The organism is Thiocystis minor, from assembly GCF_016653465.1.
Taxonomy (GTDB): Bacteria; Pseudomonadota; Gammaproteobacteria; order Chromatiales; family Chromatiaceae; genus Chromatium; species Chromatium minus.
The window spans coordinates 56,604-75,403 of sequence record NZ_NHSQ01000065.1 but is presented as its reverse complement, the minus strand read 5'-3'; the positions used below and the strand labels follow the sequence as shown (position 1 = coordinate 75,403).

Annotated in this window: 21 protein-coding genes; 8 read left to right on the top strand and 13 right to left on the bottom strand. The window is 63.9% G+C overall.

The genetic code is table 11. The features are described 5' to 3' along the window. Nucleotides 1-108 precede the first annotated feature (108 nt). The 3 genes from CCR95_RS07860 to CCR95_RS07850 form a co-directional block, all read right to left on the bottom strand. The gene (locus CCR95_RS07860) at nt 109-708 is read right to left on the bottom strand and encodes a chemotaxis protein CheW (RefSeq protein ID WP_201093337.1); all 600 of its coding nucleotides are present in this window, start codon (nt 706-708) and stop codon (nt 109-111) included. 5 nt (nt 709-713) lie between these two features. Continuing rightward, nucleotides 714-1,148: a response regulator gene (locus CCR95_RS07855; protein WP_201093335.1), complete on the bottom strand. Its 435-nt coding sequence runs from the start codon at nt 1,146-1,148 to the stop codon at nt 714-716. 106 nt (nt 1,149-1,254) lie between these two features. Beyond that, complete coding sequence (locus CCR95_RS07850; RefSeq protein WP_201093333.1) at nt 1,255-1,704, bottom strand: response regulator; 450 nt, start codon at nt 1,702-1,704, stop codon at nt 1,255-1,257. 259 nt (nt 1,705-1,963) lie between these two features. Between CCR95_RS07850 and gshB the strand changes: the two genes are divergently transcribed. The 8 genes from gshB to CCR95_RS07810 all read left to right on the top strand — a co-directional run bounded on the left by gshB (nt 1,964) and on the right by CCR95_RS07810 (nt 9,262). Next, nucleotides 1,964-2,923: a glutathione synthase gene (gshB, locus tag CCR95_RS07845; RefSeq protein ID WP_201093380.1), complete on the top strand. Its 960-nt coding sequence runs from the start codon at nt 1,964-1,966 to the stop codon at nt 2,921-2,923. Between the two features lie 168 nt (nt 2,924-3,091). Then, nucleotides 3,092-4,153 carry an FAD:protein FMN transferase gene (locus tag CCR95_RS07840; RefSeq protein WP_242523116.1) on the top strand — a complete coding sequence of 354 codons (1,062 nt, stop codon included), beginning with the start codon at nt 3,092-3,094 and terminating at the stop codon, nt 4,151-4,153. After that, entirely contained in the window at nt 4,150-5,184 is a 1,035-nt protein-coding gene (locus CCR95_RS07835) for an energy transducer TonB (RefSeq protein ID WP_201093329.1), read from the top strand. The genes CCR95_RS07840 and CCR95_RS07835 overlap by 4 nt, the downstream gene beginning before the upstream one ends. Nucleotides 5,185-5,343: 159 nt before the next feature. Continuing rightward, entirely contained in the window at nt 5,344-5,910 is a 567-nt protein-coding gene (locus tag CCR95_RS07830) for a YqgE/AlgH family protein (protein WP_201093327.1), read from the top strand. 18 nt (nt 5,911-5,928) lie between these two features. Next, the gene (ruvX, locus tag CCR95_RS07825) at nt 5,929-6,342 is read left to right on the top strand and encodes a Holliday junction resolvase RuvX (RefSeq protein WP_201093324.1); all 414 of its coding nucleotides are present in this window, start codon (nt 5,929-5,931) and stop codon (nt 6,340-6,342) included. After that, the gene (pyrR, locus tag CCR95_RS07820) at nt 6,329-6,982 is read left to right on the top strand and encodes a bifunctional pyr operon transcriptional regulator/uracil phosphoribosyltransferase PyrR (protein WP_201093323.1); all 654 of its coding nucleotides are present in this window, start codon (nt 6,329-6,331) and stop codon (nt 6,980-6,982) included. The genes ruvX and pyrR overlap by 14 nt, the downstream gene beginning before the upstream one ends. Next, entirely contained in the window at nt 6,979-7,977 is a 999-nt protein-coding gene (locus CCR95_RS07815; RefSeq protein WP_201093322.1) for an aspartate carbamoyltransferase catalytic subunit, read from the top strand. The genes pyrR and CCR95_RS07815 overlap by 4 nt, the downstream gene beginning before the upstream one ends. Next, entirely contained in the window at nt 7,970-9,262 is a 1,293-nt protein-coding gene (locus CCR95_RS07810; RefSeq protein WP_201093321.1) for a dihydroorotase, read from the top strand. The genes CCR95_RS07815 and CCR95_RS07810 overlap by 8 nt, the downstream gene beginning before the upstream one ends. A 42-nt stretch (nt 9,263-9,304) precedes the next feature. Here CCR95_RS07810 and CCR95_RS07805 read toward each other — a convergent pair whose 3' ends face one another. From CCR95_RS07805 to CCR95_RS07760, 10 genes are all read right to left on the bottom strand, one after another. Further along, complete coding sequence (locus CCR95_RS07805; protein ID WP_201093320.1) at nt 9,305-10,462, bottom strand: PilT/PilU family type 4a pilus ATPase; 1,158 nt, start codon at nt 10,460-10,462, stop codon at nt 9,305-9,307. Continuing rightward, nucleotides 10,462-11,499, bottom strand: coding sequence for a PilT/PilU family type 4a pilus ATPase (locus CCR95_RS07800; RefSeq protein WP_201093319.1), 1,038 nt, complete (start codon nt 11,497-11,499; stop codon nt 10,462-10,464). The genes CCR95_RS07805 and CCR95_RS07800 overlap by 1 nt, the downstream gene beginning before the upstream one ends. A 105-nt stretch (nt 11,500-11,604) precedes the next feature. After that, the gene (locus tag CCR95_RS07795; protein ID WP_201093317.1) at nt 11,605-12,360 is read right to left on the bottom strand and encodes a Uma2 family endonuclease; all 756 of its coding nucleotides are present in this window, start codon (nt 12,358-12,360) and stop codon (nt 11,605-11,607) included. Between the two features lie 2 nt (nt 12,361-12,362). Beyond that, complete coding sequence (gene purE / locus CCR95_RS07790; RefSeq protein ID WP_201093314.1) at nt 12,363-12,884, bottom strand: 5-(carboxyamino)imidazole ribonucleotide mutase; 522 nt, start codon at nt 12,882-12,884, stop codon at nt 12,363-12,365. Next, entirely contained in the window at nt 12,881-14,035 is a 1,155-nt protein-coding gene (purK, locus tag CCR95_RS07785) for a 5-(carboxyamino)imidazole ribonucleotide synthase (RefSeq protein ID WP_201093312.1), read from the bottom strand. Before purK ends, purE begins: the two co-directional genes overlap by 4 nt. A gap of 55 nt (nt 14,036-14,090) precedes the next feature. Further along, complete coding sequence (locus tag CCR95_RS07780) at nt 14,091-14,507, bottom strand: DUF2384 domain-containing protein (protein WP_201093310.1); 417 nt, start codon at nt 14,505-14,507, stop codon at nt 14,091-14,093. Between the two features lie 99 nt (nt 14,508-14,606). Further along, a complete protein-coding gene (locus tag CCR95_RS07775) occupies nt 14,607-16,790 on the bottom strand; it encodes a RelA/SpoT family protein (protein ID WP_201093379.1) in 2,184 nt (727 codons plus the stop codon). A gap of 150 nt (nt 16,791-16,940) precedes the next feature. Continuing rightward, a complete protein-coding gene (gene rpoZ, locus CCR95_RS07770) occupies nt 16,941-17,243 on the bottom strand; it encodes a DNA-directed RNA polymerase subunit omega (protein ID WP_201093308.1) in 303 nt (100 codons plus the stop codon). Between the two features lie 17 nt (nt 17,244-17,260). Then, entirely contained in the window at nt 17,261-17,872 is a 612-nt protein-coding gene (gmk, locus tag CCR95_RS07765) for a guanylate kinase (protein WP_201093306.1), read from the bottom strand. A gap of 28 nt (nt 17,873-17,900) precedes the next feature. Continuing rightward, nucleotides 17,901-18,767 carry a YicC/YloC family endoribonuclease gene (locus CCR95_RS07760; RefSeq protein ID WP_201093304.1) on the bottom strand — a complete coding sequence of 289 codons (867 nt, stop codon included), beginning with the start codon at nt 18,765-18,767 and terminating at the stop codon, nt 17,901-17,903. Between the last annotated feature and the right edge of the window lie 33 nt (nt 18,768-18,800).

Here is an 18,800-nt window from a genome sequence, read left to right as displayed (position 1 = left end):
ATGTCCATTGAATGTCCTGGTCACGCCTGACGGTACATAACGTGCTTCAAGGTCAGTCATGAACCTTGACCATTGAGCGAACTCGCCGCCGAGGTCGATCGCGAGCGTCTACACCATGGCCGCGTTGAACAGTGGATCGGCGATCAGGCGACCCAGCCGGACGACCGGCACTGGCGCGCCATCGAGAAGAAACGAGGCATCGACGTAGGGTTTGCTCGCGCCGAGCCCCTCCGGTACCTCGGCGACTTGGTCGCCGCGTTTGATGTAGCGCATACCGATCGCCTCGGAGACGACCAGACCGCAGGGCAATTCATCCTGCCTTACCACCAGCACGCGCTCTCGACCGCGGGTTTCGCGGCGGCGGTCCGAGCCAGATTCCTGGACCCTACCCTGAAGCGGGGGCTTCCCGCCCTCGATAAAGGCGCCCAGATCGAAAATTGGCAGCAGAATTCCCCGATTATTCGCGACGCCGAGCAGCCACGGCCGGGTACCCGGCACCCGTGTAATGTCGCGTGGCATTTCAAGGACTTCGGCAATCTGCTCCAGCGGCGTCAAAAAGGGCTGCGCGCGCACCAGAAACAACACCGCCGCCCAGCTATCGGAAGGTTTCGTGTCGTCCGGCAAGCCGGCGGCGCGCGCCCGACAGCGAGCGTCAAGGTCGCGAATCAGCGCGTGCAGATCGGTTCTGGAACGGTTGGTGCGCGCCATTTGCGTCAAGCACCCAAGAGGATGCGAATCCGTTCGAGGAGTAGCTGGCGATCCACTGGCTTGACCAGGTAGTCGTTTGCGCCTTGGCGCAAACCCCAGGTTCGGTCCGTTTTCATATCCTTGGTCGTTACCATGATGATGGGGATATTCGCGGTTTGCACGTCGCCACGCAGAATCCGTGTCGCCTGAAAACCGTTCAGGACTGGCATGATGACATCCATTAGGATGACGTCAGGATGGAGGCGGCGTGCCGCGTCGACCCCTTCCTCGCCATTCGCCGCGGTTTCGACCCGGTATCCGGCTTTGGTGAGCGTATTGAACAGGATGCGTGTCTCGGTCGGCGAATCGTCGACCACCAGCACGGTTGCGGTCACGGATGAGACGCTGGTAGCACTCACGTCCTGAGCTGGCGGGTTTGCGTTCGGGTTTAAGCGTCTCATGATATGCCTAAGGCTTGTCAGCGAATGATCCTTGCTCATGAACGAGGCCGTATCGACAAAGCATCCGCTTGCGCAAATTCCTGGCCGGTGAATGGCTGACAGGCATTCAAGAGCTGGATGGATCCTGTCCGTCCGCCTGCCCGAAAAGGGGCGGGGAGGATTGGCGCAGAATGCCGCGTACTGCCCGCAGCAGTTCCTCGCCAGTGAAGGGCTTGGACAGATACATCTGCGCGCCCACCATTCGCCCCCTGGCGCGATCGAATAATCCATCCTTGCTCGAGAGCATCACCACCGGCGTATGCTGCAAAGCAGGGTTGCTCTTGATCAGCGCGCAGGTATGGTAGCCATCGAGCCTCGGCATCATGATATCGACAAAGACCAGTTCGGGTTTGAAACTGACGATCTTGCCGAGCGCGTCAAATCCATCTTCCGCGACACAGACCTCGAAACCGGCTTTCACCAACAGGTTTTCCGCCGTGCGCCGGATGGTTTTACTGTCATCGATCACCAGGATCCTGGTGCCACGCAAGTCAGGACGATCCGCCTGGTCCGTCACGGTTGCGGCTCCTTGCCAAAGCAAGTTGTAAGACGACTATACATAGCTGGGATTTGTACCATGGTCGAGGCGGTGCGTCGATGTGAACGGCGTCATCATTCCGAAAATAAGAGCGACAGGAGGCCAAACGACCGAGCATCCGGATGCGCTCAGGATCCACGATGGCGGAATGATCCGTGATCCTAGAGTCAAGCGATGCAGCATGCAAGCCCGCGCGAATGCGCTGACAAGCAACCGGCGGCTGAAGTACACTGCCGGCATGTCCATCGAGATCGGCTTTGCGATGGATCCGATCGGATCCATCAACATCAAAAAAGACAGCACCTTTGCCATGATGCTGGCGGCGCAGCGGCGTGGCTGGCCACTCTGGTACCTGGAGGTCGCCGACCTTTACCTGCTTGACGGTCGCGCCATGGCGCGCCTGCGGGCCATCGATGTCACCGATGACCCCAGCGGCTGGTATCGTTTCGGGGTGGAGGAAACGCGCCCGCTCGCCCGGCTCGATGCCCTGCTGATGCGCAAGGATCCGCCGTTCGACATGGAATATATTTTTACGACCTACCTCCTGGAACAAGCCCAGCGAGAAGGTTGTCTGGTGGTCAATCATCCGCGCAGCCTGCGCGATGCGAACGAAAAGGTCTTTACGTCCGCATTCCCGCAGTGTACGCCGCCCACCCTGATCACCCGTCGCGCGCTGGATATCCGCGCCTTCCACGCCCGGCATCGCGACATCATTTTGAAGCCGCTCGATGGCATGGGCGGTGCGTCGGTGTTTCGGGTGCGTCAGGACGATCCCAATCTGAGCGTCATCATCGAGACGTTGACCGATTTTGGCCGACGGTTCTGTATGGTCCAGCGTTTCATTCCCGACATCCGTGACGGCGACAAACGGATTCTGATGGTCGATGGCGAACCCGTGCCTTACTGTCTGGCGCGCATCCCCGCGCCAGGCGAGACTCGCGGCAACCTCGCCGCCGGGGCCAGCGCCGAGGCACGCCCATTGACCGAGCGGGATCGCTGGATCGCCGGACAGGTCGGCCCCGAACTCAAGGCGCGAGGCATCCTGTTCGCGGGCCTGGACGTGATCGGCGACTATCTCACCGAAATCAATGTCACCAGTCCAACCTGTATCCGCGAACTGGATGCGGCCCATGGTCTCGACATTGCGGGAGATTTGATGGAATGCATCCAGACTCGCCTGAGCCGCGCCCAAGCGTGATCCGCGCCACCCCTCCGTGAGAGCGGACTCGCCTGATCCAACGAAGATTGCGGTCGCCGCGGTTTAGGCGCGATCTGGCCAACCCCTACCCTGAGGAACGGCGACACTATGCTGTATGCGTTGTCCCCCGCGACCGACCCTGGCGCAAACCGCGCGATGCGTCGACGAATGGCCCTGATTGTCCTGATCGTTCTGCTCGCGCTGACCGCTTGCAAAGACCGGTCTCCGGTCATCGTCACCCGCTTCACGGCATTCGGAACCCAGGTAGACGTAAGTCTGGTGGGTGTCGGCAAGGAACAGGCAAAACAGGCCGCGGACCGGATCGAGCAGGACTTTGTCTACCTGGAACGCGACTGGCATGCCTGGGAACCCGGCCCCATGACGCGCGTCAATCGGCTGCTTGCCAGCAGCGAACCTTTCGTCGCGCCGCCCTCCATGCTGCCGTTGGTCCGTCTTGGCAAGGCCCTGGAAGCGCGTAGCGACGGCCTCTTCAATCCAGCCATTGGCCACTTGATGGATCTGTGGGGCTTTCATGACGATCAGTTGGGCAGCCGTCCGCCACCCTCGCCCGAACGGATTGCGCGTCTGGTCAAGGCCAACCCGACCATGGCGCAGATTGACATCGAGGATCTTGAGCTGCGCGGCCACAATCCCTCGCTTCGCCTGGATTTCAACGCGATCGCCAAAAGTCATGCGATCGATCTGTCCATCAGGCATCTGATGGAAGCCGGCATCGACAATGCCCTGATCAAGGCCGGCGGGCATCTGCGCGCCATCGGCGACCGCGCCGGCCAGCCCTGGCGGATCCCGATTCGCCGCCCCAACGGTTCGGGCGTCTTCGCCATCCTGCCGCTTCGGGGCAACGAGAGTGTGGCCACGATCGCCGACTATGACCGCAATTTTCTGTTTGAGGGCAGGCTGTACCATGATGTCATCGATCCGCGCACCGGCTCGCCGGCCCAGGAAACGCGGGCGGTCACCGTCATCCACGACGATGCGACGACGGCGGCGGCGGCCGCCACCGCGCTCTTCATCGCCGGACCGACGGACTGGCACCGGATCGCGGTCAACATGGGGGTGCGTTATGTCCTGTTGATGGATCGCCAGGGCAGAACGCATCTGAACCCCGGCATGGCGGAACGCCTCGAACGCGTGGATGACCAGGATGAAATCGTGCTGAGCGAGCCGCTGGAAATTGCCGCCGAGTCATCGAAAACCGAATTGAAATGACCCTCTCCAGTGACCCGGACGCGCCGAGGACGCTGCCGCGCCTCCTGACAGCCGCGGATGGTGGCCACGCGACACCTGCCTTCGCCCCGGCGCTGATCGGCGCCGGGTTGATCCATCTGCTTGCAATCCTGCTGGCGCCCGTCGCTCCACCGAAACCGGAACCAAAACCAACTCCGGAAACGGCTCTCGAGGTTCTGATTCTGCACGAAGCCGGACCGGCGATCGCCCAGCCAGCGCCAGACGCGGCACTTTCGAGACAGAATCGGTTGGGAGAGTCGCCACGAGGCGATACCGCCACGACGATTCGGTCCGAGCGGGCGCGGCAACCCGGCGACGACCCAGCGCCGGCGGCGAGCCAGACCCTCGCGGAGACGCGTCCGGAGAGCACTGTCGCCGAGCCGCCCACCCCGGTGGAGGTGGTCCAACCGTCAGTCGCCCGCAACGAAATCGCCCAGGAGCCGTCAGCGCCACCGGAGGAGCCTGTCTCACGGGATGATCCAGCGGTGCTCGCCGCCAGGGTCGCGCCCACACCGGAGCCTCGACCGCCGCCCGACACGCTGTCGCGACAGCAAGCTCCCGCGAACGCCGCCCGCATCCTCGCCAGCCAAGGCACGGAGATTGCCAGTTTGACCGCCAGGCTGGAGTCCAGGGCAAACCGCTACGCAAGTCGCGTGCGGCGCAAATCCATCAGTGCCAGCACCCGCGAATTTCGCTATGCCAACTATCTGGGTGCGTGGGCACGTAAAGTGGAGCGCATCGGCAACCTCAACTACCCTCAGGCGGCCAAGGAGGAGCAACTCTATGGCAGTTTGATCCTGCATGTCGCGCTGCGCTCGGACGGCAGCGTGGAACGCATCCGCGTGGTGCGCTCCTCCGGTCTGGATCTGCTGGATCAGGCCGCGATCCAGATCGTCGAACTGGCGGCACCCTATTCGCCTTTTCCGCCGGACATCGCCGCCGAAACCGATGTGCTCGACATCATCCGCACCTGGCAGTTCATGCAGGGCGGCGTTTTGGGCTGGGAGCGTTGAATAGAGCAGTCAGCTTCCAGCGACCAGTCTCCAGCGCAGGTCCATCGGAGATTTGGCAGTTGGCGGGGATTATCTTTCTGGTTCCTGAACGCTGAAATCGGTCAGAATATCGCTCGGCAACGCTTGCCTCGCCGCGCGCCGATCAGGATACTAACGCCCATGCCATTCAGCACCTCACTAACCAACCATTTTCTGATCGCGATGCCGGGTCTGCAGGATCCGAATTTCGCGCGCACGGTCACCTATGTCTGCGAGCATACCGATCAAGGCGCCATGGGCATCGTGATCAATCGCCCGCTGGAAGTCACGCTCGGCGACCTGCTCTCCCAACTCGATATCACGACCTTGAGCGCCGCGGTGCGCGAGACGCCGGTCTATCAGGGCGGCCCGGTCCAGACTGATCGCGGTTTCGTGCTCCATACCGCCGGACCGGCCTTCGATTCCACCCTGGCCATCACGCCCGATATCAGCGTCACCACCTCCCGCGACGTCCTCGAAGCGATCGCCAGCGGCGAGGGGCCAGAACAAATCCTGATCGCGCTCGGCTATGCCGGCTGGGGCGGCGGTCAACTGGAGCAGGAGATGGGCGCCAATGCCTGGCTCAACGGACCGGCCAGCAATGACATCATTTTCCGCCTGCCATCGAGCGCGCGCTGGATGGCGGCCGCCCAATTGCTTGGCGTCGTGGATCTCAACCTGCTCAGCGGCGAAGCCGGTCACGCGTAAACCGCGTCCGGATCGCGTATGACGACCCTGTTAGGATTCGATTTCGGCACCCGCAAGATCGGCGTGGCCGTGGGCCAGATGGTGACACGCTCGGCAACGCCCTTAATCACGCTGCGCAATCGGAACGAACAGCCGGACTGGCCACAGATCGAGACGCTGATCCGCGACTGGCGCCCCAGCGCGCTGATCGTCGGGCTTCCCTTCAATATGGACGATACCGAAGTGGACTGGTCGCCGCGGGTCCACCGATTCGCGCGCCAGCTTCAGGGTCGCTACGGACTCGCGGTCCATCTGATCGACGAGCGCCTGACCTCCATCGAGGCTCGCCGTCAGATCATGGAGCGCCCTGGCCACGCACCGCCCACCCGGGAAGCCGTCGACGCGCTCGCGGCGGCCCTCATCCTGGAAACCTGGCTTTGTGAGCAACCCTGATATCCGCACGCCCGATCCCGGTCGGACCGAACTTTGGAAGAACGCCGCCGAGATCGACGCCGCCATCGCCAGGATGGTCGATGAACTGACCGTCCTGCTGGCTCGCCAGGGCATTGCCGACCCACTCATGATCGGCATCCATACCGGTGGCGTCTGGGTCGCGGAACGGCTGCATCGGGCGCTTGGCCTGCACGAGCCGCTCGGTCATCTGGACATCTCCTTCTACCGCGACGACTTCACCCGGATCGGCCTGCATCCGCAGGTCCGCCCCTCCTGTCTGCCGGTCGGCATCGACGATCGTCATCTGATCCTGGTCGACGACGTGCTGCAAAGCGGGCGCACCATCCGCGCCGCGCTCAATGTCCTGTTCGATTACGGCCGGCCGGCCTCGGTGATTCTGGCGACCCTGGCCGAGCGCACCGGACGCGAGTTGCCGATCGCCCCGGATGTAGTTGGCCTGCGCGCGCGTCTGGAACGGGACGAACAGATCAAGCTCAGTGGCCCCGACCCCTTGGTCCTGCTCCGGGGACAAACGCCCCGAAAACCCGCCGGCAAGAGCGACCTCAAGGACGCGCGGTCAACCCCCGAGGAGGATCCGCGCGCAGGCACAGGCTCCGATCCGGAAACGAACCGCCCATGAACACGCCGAATCCACAACTCGATGCGCAGGGTCATCTCAAGCACTTCCTCACCATCGAGGGTCTGAGCCGTGAGCTTCTGACCGAGATCCTAGACCGCGCGGAAGGCTTTCTCGGGGTCGCCCAGCAGGCGGTCAAGAAGGTGCCGCTATGCCGCGGCAAGGTCGTCGCCAATCTCTTTTTCGAGAACAGCACCCGCACCCGCACCACCTTCGAGCTGGCCGCCAAGCGGTTGTCGGCGGACGTGCTCAATCTCAACATCTCCACCTCGGCCACTGCCAAGGGCGAAACGCTGCTCGATACCCTGCACAACCTGGAGGCGATGCATGTCGACATGTTCGTGGTGCGTCACGCCACCAGCGGCGCCGCCCACTTCATCGCCGCGCATGCCGATCCGCATGTCAGCATCATCAATGCCGGCGACGGGCGGCACTCGCACCCGACCCAGGGCATGCTGGACATGTTCACCATTCGCCGGCACAAGCCCGACTTCGCGAGTCTGCGCGTCGCCATCGTCGGCGACATCCTGCACTCGCGGGTCGCGCGCTCCCAGATCCTGGCGTTGACGACCCTGGGCGTCGCGGAGATCCGCGTCATCGCCCCGCGCACCCTGCTGCCCAGCCAGGTCGAGGAAGCCTTCGGCGTGCGCGCCTTCCATGATCTGAGCGAGGGCGTGCGCGACGTGGACGTGGTCATCATGCTGCGCATCCAGCGCGAGCGCATGAACAGCGCGCTCCTGCCCAGCGAGCATGAATATTTCCACCTGTTCGGGCTGACCGAGAAGCGTCTGTCCGGTGCCCGCCCGGACGCCATCGTCATGCACCCCGGCCCCATCAATCGGGGCGTGGAGATGGATTCGCAGGTGGCCGACGGTCCCCGCTCGGTCATTCTGGAACAGGTGACGAACGGGATTGCGGTGCGCATGGCGGTGATGTCGATGTGCATCGGCACCCAAACTCTGAACAGCCAGGGGCGAGGCGAGTTTCTCAATGGTTAATGCATCCCGCATCAGTCTGTGCAACGGGCGGCTGATCGACCCCGCCAGCGGCATCGACCGTATCGCCGATCTGCACCTCGCCGAGGGCTGGGTGCTCGCCATCGGCGACGCCCCGGAAGGCTTTCGGCCCGAGCGCACGCTCGACGCGCGGGGTCTGATCGTCTGCCCCGGCTTCGTCGATCTCTGCGCCCGGCTGCGCGAGCCCGGTCACGAACAGAAGGCGACCATCGCCAGCGAAACCCGCGCTGCCGCCGCCTCCGGGATCACCATGCTCTGCTGTCCGCCCGATACCTTACCGGTGATCGACACCCCAGCCGTCGCGCAGCTCGTGCATCAGACCGCCGAACGTCTGGGGTATGCCCATGTCCTGCCGGCGGGCGCCGTGACTCAGGGTCTGGAGGGCCGCAAGATCACCGAGATGGCCGCGCTCAAGCAGGCCGGTTGTCCGGTGCTGAGCCAGGCCGACCGGCCGATCCGCAATGCGCAGGTACAGCGCCGGGCGCTGGAGTATGCCGCCACCTTCGGGCTCACGGTCTTTCTCCACCCGCGGGATCAGGATCTGGGCGAGGGCGGCTGCGTGCATGAAGGACGCATGAGCACGCGACTTGGACTCCCCGGCATCCCGGAAGCCAGCGAGACGGTGGCGGTCGCGCGCGACTTGGCGCTTGCCGAACAGACCGGGGCGCGCATTCACTTTCGCGGTCTTTCGACGGCGCGCGGGGTGGCGATGCTGGCCGAGGCGCGCCGCCGAGGGGTGCGCGCCAGCGGCGATGTCAGCCTGCATCAGCTCTTTCTAACCGAAGCGGATCTCGCCGGCTTCGACGCGAACTGTCATCTGATCCCGCCGCTGCGCACCCTCGCCGACCGGGACGCCCTGCGCGCCGCGCTCGCGAGAGGCGACCTCGCCGCCATCTGCTCCGACCACCAGCCGCATGACGCGGACGCCAAGCTCGCGCCTTTTCCGGAGACCGCGCCCGGCATCTCCAGCCTGGAGACCCTGCTGCCGCTGGCGCTGCGTCTGGTCGCCGAGGGTGTGTTGGATCTGTCCGGGGCGATCGAACGGCTGACCGCCGGCCCCGCCGCGATCCTGGGCCGCAACCTGGGGCGGCTCGCGCCCGGCGATCCCGCCGACCTCTGTGTCTTCGATCCTGGGGAGATCTGGATTCCGACCGCCGAGACCCTGGTCAGTCGCGGCCATCATTCGCCGTTCCTGGGTCAGGAAATGCGTGGGCGAGTCGTCTGGACGCTGCTGGGCGGTCGCGTCGTGTTCGAGAAACAGGGCTGATCGCGCGCGGCGAAGCCCCATCCGATGCGCGATGGGCCACCGCTACCGCGGCGATGGCTTCCGCTCTTCCTCTTGCACCAGCGTAATGCCGTCGATGGTGCGATCGGTCGCGGCCCGTTGCGCGGTGCCTCCCTGTAATTTGATGATGAGTCGCACCTCGTTGGCCGAATCGGCGTAACGGATCGCGTCCTCGTAACTGATCTCGCCCTCCTCGTAGAGATTGAAGAGCGCCTGGTCGAAGGTGATCATTCCCTGCTCGCCGGACTTCTTCATCAACTCCTTGAGCTTGCTCACCTCGCCCTTGCGGATCAGGTCGGCGGCCAGCGGCGTGTTGAGCAGGATTTCGACCACCGCGCGCCGCCCCTGGCCGCTCTTGCGGGGCACCAGTTGCTGGGCGACGATGGCCCTGAGGTTGAGCGAAAGATCCAGCAGCATCTGATCGCGGGAGTCCTCCGGAAAGAAGTTGATGACGCGGTCCAACGCCTGATTGGCATTGTTGGCATGCAGGGTGGCCAGCACCAGATGGCCGGTCTCGGCGAAGGTGATGGCGTATTCCATGGTCGCCCGGGTGCGGATCTCGCCGATCAGGATGACATCCGGGGCCTGGCGCAGGGTATTGCGCAGCGCGACCTCGAAGGACTCGGTATCCACCCCCACCTCGCGCTGGGTGATGATGCAGCCGTCGTGTTCATGCACGAACTCGATCGGATCCTCGACTGTGATGATGTGCCCGCTGCTCTTGCGATTGCGATAGCCGACCAGGGCCGCGAGCGAGGTCGATTTGCCGGTACCAGTCGCACCAACGAAAATCACCAGGCCGCGTTTGACCATGCCCAGATCGCGCAGAATCGAAGGCAGTTTGAGTTCTTCCAGGGTGGGGATCCGGGACTCGATACGCCGCAGTACCATCCCAACCGAATCGCGCTGGACGAAGGCGCTGACACGGAAGCGTCCGAGCGGCGAGCGGTCGATCGCGAATTGACACTCCTTGGTGTCGTCGAACTCGGCGCGCTGGCGCTCGTTCATGATTTCATAGACCATGCCGCGCGCCTGATCGGCGGTGAGCGGCTGTTTGGCGGCGGGATAGATCGCGCCATCAATCTTGATACTGGGCGGCCAGCCTGCCGTGATGAAAAGGTCGGAACCCTTCTTTTCGTCCAGTGCGCCAAGCAGTTGTTCCAGCGCGCGTTTCAGATCCATTACATGAAATCATCCTTGTTCTGGGCCTTCGCGCGGGCATCCTTGCGCGCGATCAGACCCTTTTGCATTAACTCTTTCAAATTCTGATCCAGGGTCTGCATGCCGTGTGCCTGACCGGTCTGGATCGCCGAGTACATCTGCGCGACCTTGGCCTCGCGGATCAGGTTGCGGATGGCGGGCGTGCCGATCATGATCTCGTGGGCCGCGATTCGACCGCCGCCGATCTTTTTGAGCAGGGTTTGGGCGATGACCGAGCGCAGCGATTCCGAGAGCATGGCACGAACCATGTCCTTCTCGGCGGCGGGAAAGACGTCGATGATGCGGTCGATGGTCTTGGCCGCTGAGGTCGTGTGCAGGGTGCCAAACACCAGATGGCCGGTCTCGGCGGCGGTGAGCGCGAGCCGGATGGTCTCCAGGTCGCGCATTTCGCCGACCAGAATGATGTCCGGATCCTGGCGCAGGGCGGAGCGCAGCGCCTCGCTGAAGCCGAGGGTATCGCGATGGACCTCGCGCTGATTGACCAGACACTTCTTGCTGGTGTGCACGAACTCGATCGGATCCTCGATGGTGAGGATATGTTCGTATTTATTGTCGTTGAGATGATCCACCATCGCCGCCAGGGTGGTCGATTTGCCCGAGCCGGTCGGGCCGGTCACCAGCACCAGACCGCGTGGGACATCGACGATGTCCTTGAAACTCGCGGGGGCCTTCAGATCTTCCAGCGACAGCACCTTCGAGGGGATGGTCCGGAAGACCGCGCCGGCGCCGCGCTTCTGGTTGAAGGCGTTGACGCGGAAACGCGCCACGCCGGGGATTTCGAACGAAAAGTCGGTCTCCAGGAATTCCTCGTAATCCTTGCGCTGCTTGTCGTTCATGATGTCGTAGACCAGCGAATGCACGGAGCGATGTTCCAGGGGCGGAACATTGATCCGGCGCATGTCGCCATCGACACGAATCATGGGAGGAAGCCCGGCCGACAGATGCAGGTCGGAGGCATTGTTCTTGACACTGAAGGCAAGTAGTTCGGCGATATCCACGCGTCACTCCGTTGGTGGTCAGCCCGTTCGGCTTCTGCAAAATGAGCCTGAATTGAAAACGCATCCGGGCTCGGGAACCTTCGACCGGTTCACGAATTCCAGCGTTCAATGCTGATGCGTGTCAGGGTCGAGTGTCTCCGGATCGATCCCAAGTGCGCGCAAGCGTTCGGCCAGACGTTCCGCGCGCTGGCTGGCCTGGTCCGCCCGCGCCCGCTCCTGCTCCGCTCGCGCCTGTTCCGCGTTCGCCCGCGCCTGCTCCTGATCGGCCCGTGCCTGTGCCTGCTCGACATGGCGCGCCAACTCGACCGAGGTCATGAACGGACGACCGTGCGGGTCGAAAAGTTCCAGCGTTTCGGGACGCAGGGCGAACCGGATGCCCAGACGCGGACTCACCCAGCCGTTCAGATGGGAGACCGGCTGCAACCGACCGTCCTCGCGCCGCCAGATCTCCAGACGGTTGCGGTCCGGGTCATAGAGGTAATATTCCTCGACGCCATAGATCTCGTAATAGTCCCGCTTGTCGGCCATCTCCTTGCGGCTGTTGGAGGGCGACAGGATCTCGAAGACCACCTGCGGGGCGATACCGCCTTCTTCCCATTGTTTGTACGAGCCGCGCTTGCCCTTGGGCCGGCCAAAGGCGACAAGCACATCCGGCGCGATGGGACCGATGATCTGCCGGTCAGGGACCGGATACCACAGGAGGTCACCGGCGATGAAGACATCCGCCCGGTCGGCGAACAGAATCTCCAGGTTTTCCTTGATCCTGACGATCCATTCGTACTGCTCCGTGTTGTCCGCCATGGGCTGTCCGTCACTCTCGGGATAGGGATCGTCGGGATCGATACGAGACAAAGGATTCATGGTCATGACTCCCGCGCGGTTTGCTCCAGCTTAGCCACTTTTTCCATCACCAACGCCTCCAGATCGCGCTTATAGCGGACGATCCGTTCGCGCATCGCCGGATCCGAGGCCCCGAGGATCTGGACGGCGAGGATGCCGGCGTTTTTCGCGCCATTGATCGCCACCGTCGCTACCGGCACGCCGGGCGGCATCTGGACGATGGAGAGCAGCGAGTCCTCCCCGGACAGGCAGGCGCTCTTGACTGGCACGCCGATCACCGGCAGCGGGGTGATGGCCGCGGCCATGCCCGGCAGATGCGCCGCGCCACCCGCGCCGGCGACGATCACCCGCAGCCCGCGGTCCACGGCCGACTCGGCATACTCGAAGAGTCGGCGGGGCGTGCGATGCGCGGAGACGATGGTCATCTCATACGGCACGCCGAATTCGGTCAGGATCTCGGCGGCCTCGCGCATCACCGGCAGATCCGAATCGCTGCCCATGATGATCCCGACCAGCGGCAGGCCATGGTTTGCGGACTGGCTCATGGATGATCCTCTCCGGAAATTTCAATGAGATCGCGGACACGCTCGGCCTTGCGGCGGGCGGTCTCGATGTCCGGATCGAGCACCGTGACATGGCCCATCTTGCGGAAGGGCGAGGTCGCGGCCTTGCCGTACAGATGCAGACAGACGCCGGGAATCGCCAGCGCCTCCGCCATGCCCTTGATCACGGGACGGCCCCGATGTCCGGGCGCGCCAAGCAGATTGATCATGGCCGCCGGCGACAATTGCGCCGTCGATCCCAGCGGAAGACCGACGATGGCCCGCAGATGCTGCTCGAACTGATCGGTGACATTGGCTTCGATGGTGTGGTGGCCGGAATTATGGGTGCGTGGGGCCACTTCGTTGACCAGGAGCGAGCCGTCCCCGGTCAGGAACATCTCCACGCCAAAGATCCCGACACCGCCCAGCACCTCCAGCGTCCGCACGGCCAGATTCTCAGCGGCGGCGGCCGTCTCGGCGGGAAGGTTCGCCGGGGCCAGTAGCATGTCGAGCACATTCTCGCCGGGGCGAAAACACATCTCCACCACGGGGTAACTGCGGCAGTCGCCATCCAGTCCGCGCGCCACCAGCACGGCCAGTTCTTTCGTGGCCGGGACGAAGCGCTCGACCAGCGAGGGAACCGGCAGGTGCTGCGGATAGTCCTCGGGACTCCGCATGATCGCCACCCCGCGTCCGTCATAACCGCCGCGACGGGCCTTCTGTACCAGCGGATAGCCGAAGTCGGCGAAGGCCGCCGGACAGGGATCCGCCATCGGGATGAAGGGCGCGGTGGGGATTCCAGCCTCCGCCAGCGCCTGTTTTTGAGTCAGCTTGTCCTGGATCAGCGCCAGTACCTTGGGCGAGGGATGGACGTTGTGACCTTCGCGGACGAGCTGGATCAGGGTGTCGGTGTCGATATCCTCGATATCGAAGGTGGTGACATCGCAGGATTCGGCCAGTTCGCGCAGTTTCGCCGGGTCATGATAATGACCGACGATCTGATGCCCGGCGACCTGTCCGGCGGGCGAGCCGGGAGTCGGATCGAGCACCACGCAGGTACAGCCGAGTCGTTTCGCGGCCTTGGCCATCATACGGCCAAGTTGACCGCCGCCAATGATGCCGATACGGGCAAGGGGGAGTGGGAATGCGTCCATGACGCAATCTTCTGCCTTCTCGGCAAAAATGGAAAGCCCTTGGCGCGCGGATGCGTCAGGTCTTGCCGTAGTCCGTCTTCGAGCCGGTCAGATCCCAGGCAAAGGTGCAATCCAGATGGGACAGCACCGAGATCATGCCGCTCTCGCCGTCCTCCACCATCACCGACACCGGCGCGCGCTGCCCGAAGCGCTTGTTCGCCCGCTTGACCCACAGATGACGCATCTCCGGATTGCGGGGAAAAAAGGTCTGCAATGCCTCCTCGATCCGGGAGAGATAGTCGACCCGGCGGTTTACCCGAGGATCGTCGGGGAATGGCTCGCTATCGCAAAAGCGGCCAATATGACGGGACTTGACGGTCTCCGGGAGTTGCAGGATCACGGCAATCTCGCGGGTGCCCAGCCCCCAGCCCTGCAGGAGGTCCATGGTGCGCCGGGTCGCGGACAGACGCTCGTCGCGTGAGATTTCATTCATTGGGGATCACCCTTACACAACGCCCGCGCGGGATGCGCTTGTGGCTGCTTCAGGCGTTAGTTGGCGTCGTGCAACCAGGGTTACAACCGAGGATGCGGCTTACGAACGCGCCACGCGCACAATCCGGGTAATCAGCGGGATCTGCCGCAGGCGGCGCATGATGCGGGCAAGGTGGGCGCGGCTGTGGACCAGAATCAGGAACTCCAGATCGGTCGTCATGCCGTCCTTTTCTTTTGAGAGAACGTTTTCGATATTCGAGCCCTGCTCGGCGATCGCCCCGGCGACCACGGCCAGGGCGCCGCGGCGATTGCCGATCTCGACCCGAATCTCGGTGGGATATTCGCCCTCGGGCTGGTCCGACCATTGCACGTCGAGACGCTTGTCGCGCTTGCCGTCCAGACTCCCCAGGTTGCGGCACTCGGCGCGGTGGACCACGATGCCGCGACCCGGACTGAAGATTGCGGTGATGTCATCGCCGGGAATGGGGCGACAGCAGCGGGCGAAGCTGACCACCATGCCTTCGGTTCCACGGATGGCAAGCCGGTGGGGGTGGAGATCCCGATCCTGGCGAGCCTCGCCAGCGGTTTCGTCGCCCTCGACCCCGACCAAGCGTCGGGCGACCAGGGTGGCCAGACGATTGCCGAGACCGATCTCACCGAACAGATCCTCGATACCGCGCAGATGGCCGTCCTCCAGATAGGCCGCAAGGCGCAGCGGATCGACCCGATCGATGTCGGTATTGAAGGCGGCGAGTTCGACGCTCAGGAGTCGTCGCCCAAAGTTCTGCGCTTCGAGATGGCGGATATTTTTGAGATAGCCGCGGATATTGACCCGCGCCTTGGCCGTCACCACGAAATTGAGCCAGCCGGGATTCGGCCGTGCGCCAGGCGCGGTGATGATTTCCACGGTCTGACCATTGCGCAGGATCGTGTTCAGGTGCGCCATCCGCCGGTCGATCCGCGCGGCCACGCAGCTATTGCCCACGTCGGAGTGGATCGCGTAGGCGAAATCGACCACGGTGGCGCCGCGCTTGAGGCTCAGGATGTGGCCCTTGGGGGTAAAAATATAGACCTCGCCCGGAAAGAGGTCGACCTTGACATGCTCCAGGAACTCCACCGAATTGCCCGCCTCGCGCTGCATCTCCAGCAGGTTCTGCAACCAGTCGGCGGCCAGCGTGGCGGGGTTGGCGGCCGCCTGGCCACCGGACTTATACATCCAGTGCGCGGCGATGCCCGACTCCGCGACCCGCTGCATGTCCTCGGTGCGAATCTGAATCTCGATCTGGATGCCCTGCGGACCGACCAGCGCGGTGTGCAGGGATTGATAGCCGTTGGCCTTGGGGATCGCGATATAGTCCTTGAAACGCCCCGGTACCGGCTTGTACATGTTGTGCACAAGACCGAGCACCCGGTAGCAGGTATCCACCCGGTCCACGGTGACCCGGAAGGCGAATACATCGACCACTTGGGAGAAATCGCGCGACTTGTCGCGCATTTTGCGATAGATGCCATAGAGATGCTTGCGCCTCCCCTCGACCGCGCCCTGAATGTCCTCCTGTTGCAAGGCGCGTTTCAGCGCGGTCTCCACGGTGGAGACCATCTCGATGCGCGCGCCGCTGGTCTTGATCAAGGCGCGCTGGATGACCCGGCGCCGCCAGGGCCAGTAATGCGCGAAGCCCAGTTCCTCCAGCTCCACCCGCACCCGATTGATCCCGAGCCGGTTGGCGATCGGGGCAAAGATGTCGAGGGTCTCGCGGGAGATGCGCCGACAGGCCTCCGGACTCATGGAGTCAAGCGTGCGCATATTGTGCAGACGATCGGCGAGCTTGATCAGGATCACGCGGATATCCCGCGTCATCGCCAGCAGCATTTTCTGCAGGCTGGCCGCCTGGGCCTCGGCCCGCGATTTGAAGTCGATCTGAGTCAGTTTACTGACGCCATCGACCAGCTCGGCGACATCCTCGCCGAAGAGTTCGGCCACCCGCTCCTTGGCGATCTCGGTGTCCTCGATGACATCGTGCAGAAAGGCCGCGATCAGACACTTATAGTCCATCCGCATCTCGGCGAGGATGCGTGCCACCGCCAGCGGGTGATAGATGTAGGGCTCGCCGGATTTGCGCGTCTGTCCGGAATGCGCCTCGGCTCCGAACATATAGGCGCGATAACACTCCCTCACCTGCTCGGGCGGCAGGTAAGCGTCGAGATAGGCGCACAGGTCGCTGATCAGATAGCGCTGCTCGGTTGGCGCCGGGACTTCGCTGTCAGCCCGCTCGCCAGACCTCAAGCCGGCCCCTGCCTCCGATGCCGCGACCGTCTGCAGCGGTCGCGAACCAGCGGTGCTCGGGCCGCTCACACTGTGCGGCAGCGGCGCGGCGGAAGCGGGGCAGACGCCCGGTGCATCGAGTTGTCCCAGCGTGGCGGGCACGTCATTCACTCAGTCGAGGGCATTCCCCGGTGGCTCCGGTTCCGAGGGATCGACGCGAAAGCCTTCCGCGATGGCCTGCTCCAGGGCCGCCGCCGTCTCGTCCATCTCCCGCTGAGCCGCTTGAACCATCGCATTGGAGATATGCCCGGCGGCAATCTCGCGCAGCGCCATCACGGTCGGTTTGTCATTGGCCCAGGGCAGAATGGGTTCGACGCCATTGGCCAGTTGCCGCGCGCGCTTGGTGGCGAGCAGGACGAGATCGAAGCGGTTATCGACATGGTCGAGACAATCCTCGACGGTAATTCTTGCCATGTTTTTCTCCTATGAATTCAGTCCAGGCAATCGAGCAGATCGCTCAAAAGCGGCCGCTGGCGGACCAGACGATGCCGCTCGGCGGTGGCGATCGCCGCGAGCGCGTCGAGCGCGGTCTCGAAACGATCGTTGACCACCAGATAATCGTATTCGGCATAATGTGCCATCTCATCGCGCGCCTGGGTCATGCGGCGCGCGATAACCGCGTCGCTGTCCGTGCCCCGACCCCGCAGCCGGCGTTCCAGTTCCGCGATCGTCGGCGGCAGCACGAAAATCCCCACTGCCGTCGGAAAGCGTTCCCGCACCTGACGCGCGCCCTGCCAGTCGATCTCCAGGATCAGATCCCGACCCTCGGCCAGACAGTCGCGCACGTCCCGCTCGCGCGTGCCGTAGAGGTTGCCGAACACCTCCGCGGATTCCAGAAAGGCGCCCTCGGCAAGCGCTTGGCGAAACCGATCCTGGTCCAGAAAATGATAGTGGACCCCGTCCTCCTCGCCCGCGCGCGCGGGCCGCGTGGTGCAGGAGACGGACAGCGACAGACCGGGGTCGCGCGTCAGCAGCGCCTTGACCAGACTGGTTTTACCGGCGCCCGACGGGGCCGAGACAATGAAAAGAACTCCTTCGTCCATGCTGCTCTCCGCGCGCGGTTGTCGGCGTCTATTCCAGATTCTGGATCTGTTCGCGCATCTGCTCGATCAGCACCTTCATCTCCACCGCCTCGCGCGTCACCGCTACGTCCGCGGATTTCGAACCCAGGGTATTGGCCTCGCGGTTGAGTTCCTGCATCAGGAAATCCAGTCGTCGGCCGACTGGCTCGTCGCGGGTCAGGACATCCCGAACCTCGGCCGCGTGGGCCTCCAGCCGGTCCATCTCTTCGTCCACGTCGAGTTTCGCGGCCAGGAGCGAGATTTCCTGTTCCAAGCGGGCGGGATCCAGCTCGGCCCGCAGCTCGGCGAGCCGCTCGGCGAGCCGCCCGCGCACCCCTGCCAGCACCTCCGGCATGCGCGCGCGTACCCTCGTCACGCTTTCCAGCAGACGGTCGCAGCGATCGCGCAGCAAAACCTCCAACCGCGCGCCCTCGCGCTCGCGGGTCGCGAGCAGGGTGTCGAGCGTCACCTCCAGCAGTTCCAGGGCCGCGGTCGTCAGCCGATCCAGATCCGGCTCCTGTTCCTGAATGACCCCCGGCCAGCGCAGGAGTTCGAACGGGGACGGCTCGACGCCGCGCCCGATCAGTTGTCCCACTTCCTGCCCGGCCGCCAGCAGTTGCTCGACGAACGCGCGGTTGATCCGCAGACGGCCCACGGCGCCGACCGCCGGGACATAACGCAGTCCGCAATCGACCTTGCCCCGCTGGAGACGGGCCGCTAGACGTGCCCGCACGGTGACATCGAGCGCGCGCAGTTCCTCGGGCAGGCGAAGATAGGATTCCAGATAGCGATGGTTGACGGATCGAATTTCCCAGGTCAGCTCGCCGAAGTCTCCGCCGCGTGATTCGCGGGCGAAGGCCGTCATACTTTTGATCATGATGAGGAGTGTCTCTCGGGTCAGTCAGGGCGC